General features: G+C 71.2%; 1 protein-coding gene. It reads left to right on the forward strand.

Annotation, left to right across the window (positions count from 1 at the left end; all coding sequences use genetic code 11):
• Positions 1–10: 10 nt before the first annotated feature.
• Positions 11–1437 (forward strand): NADP-dependent phosphogluconate dehydrogenase (gene gndA, locus N866_RS18795; RefSeq protein WP_081802823.1); only part of this gene is annotated, 1427 nt, incomplete at its 3' end.

Genomic DNA, 1437 nt, shown 5'->3' on the forward strand with positions numbered 1-1437 from the left:
GTCCTCGAGCATGTCCGCACGCGCGCAGATCGGTGTCACGGGGTTGGCGGTCATGGGCCGTAACCTGGCCAGGAACTTCGCCCGGAACGGGTTCACGGTGGCGGTGCACAACCGGTCGGTGGACAAGATGCGGTCGTTGGTGGCCGAGCACGGGGACGAGGGGGAGTTCGTCCCGGCGGAGTCGCTGGAGGAGTTCGTGGCGGCGTTGGAGCGGCCGCGCAAGGTCGTGATCATGGTCAAGGCGGGGGCGCCGACCGATGCGGTGATCGAGGACCTGGTGCCGTTGCTGGAGGCCGGGGACATCGTGATCGACGCGGGGAACGCGCACTTCCCGGACACCCGCCGCCGGGAGGTCGCGCTGCGGGAGCGGGGGCTGCACTTCGTCGGGACGGGGGTGTCCGGGGGTGAGGAGGGGGCGCTGCTGGGTCCGTCGATCATGCCCGGTGGGTCGCGGGAGTCCTATGAGTGGCTGGGCCCGATCCTGGAGAGGATCTCCGCGAAGGTCGACGGGGTGCCGTGCTGCACGTATGTGGGTCCGGATGGTGCGGGTCACTTCGTGAAGATGGTGCACAACGGCATCGAGTACGCGGACATGCAGCTGATCGCGGAGGCGTACGACCTGCTGCGGCAGGGTCTGGGTGCCAGTGCGGGGGAGATCGGGGAGATCTTCGCGGCGTGGAACACCGGGGACCTGGAGTCGTTCCTGATCGAGATCACCGCGGAGGTCCTGGCCCACACCGACCCGCTGACCGGTGCCGCGTTCGTGGACGTGGTGCTGGACCAGGCCGAGCAGAAGGGCACCGGGCGGTGGACGGTGCAGAACGGTCTGGACCTGGGGGTCCCGATCACCGGGATCGCCGAGGCCACGTTCGCCCGGGCCCTGTCCGGGTCCGTCCCGCAGCGCGCCGCGGCGGTCGGGGTGCTGCCGGCTCACGCCGGGACGTGGGAGGTCCCGGACCGGGAGGGGTTCATCGAGTCGGTGCGTCGGGCGTTGTTCGCGTCCAAGGTGGTGGCGTACTCCCAGGGGTTCGACCAGATCGCCGCGGCGTCGGCGGAGTACGGGTGGGACATCGACCGGGGGGCGATGGCGCGGATCTGGCGGGGTGGGTGCATCATCCGGGCCCGGTTCCTGGACCGGATCACCGAGGCCTACGAGCGGCAGCCGGGGCTGCCGCTGCTGCTGGCCGACCCGTACTTCACCCAGGCCGTGGCGGACGGGGTGCCCGCGTGGCGGTCCGTGGTGGCCTCGGCGGCGTTGAACGGGGTCCCGACCCCGGCGTTCTCCTCCTCCCTGGCCTACTACGACGGGGTCCGCGCCGAGCGCCTGCCGGCCAACCTCATCCAGGCCCAGCGGGACTACTTCGGCGCCCACACCTACCGCCGCACCGACCGCGAGGGCACCTTCCACACCCAGTGGTCCACCGACCGCACCGAGAC

This window comes from Actinotalea ferrariae CF5-4 (assembly GCF_000603945.1).
Taxonomy (GTDB): Bacteria; Actinomycetota; Actinomycetes; order Actinomycetales; family Cellulomonadaceae; genus Actinotalea; species Actinotalea ferrariae.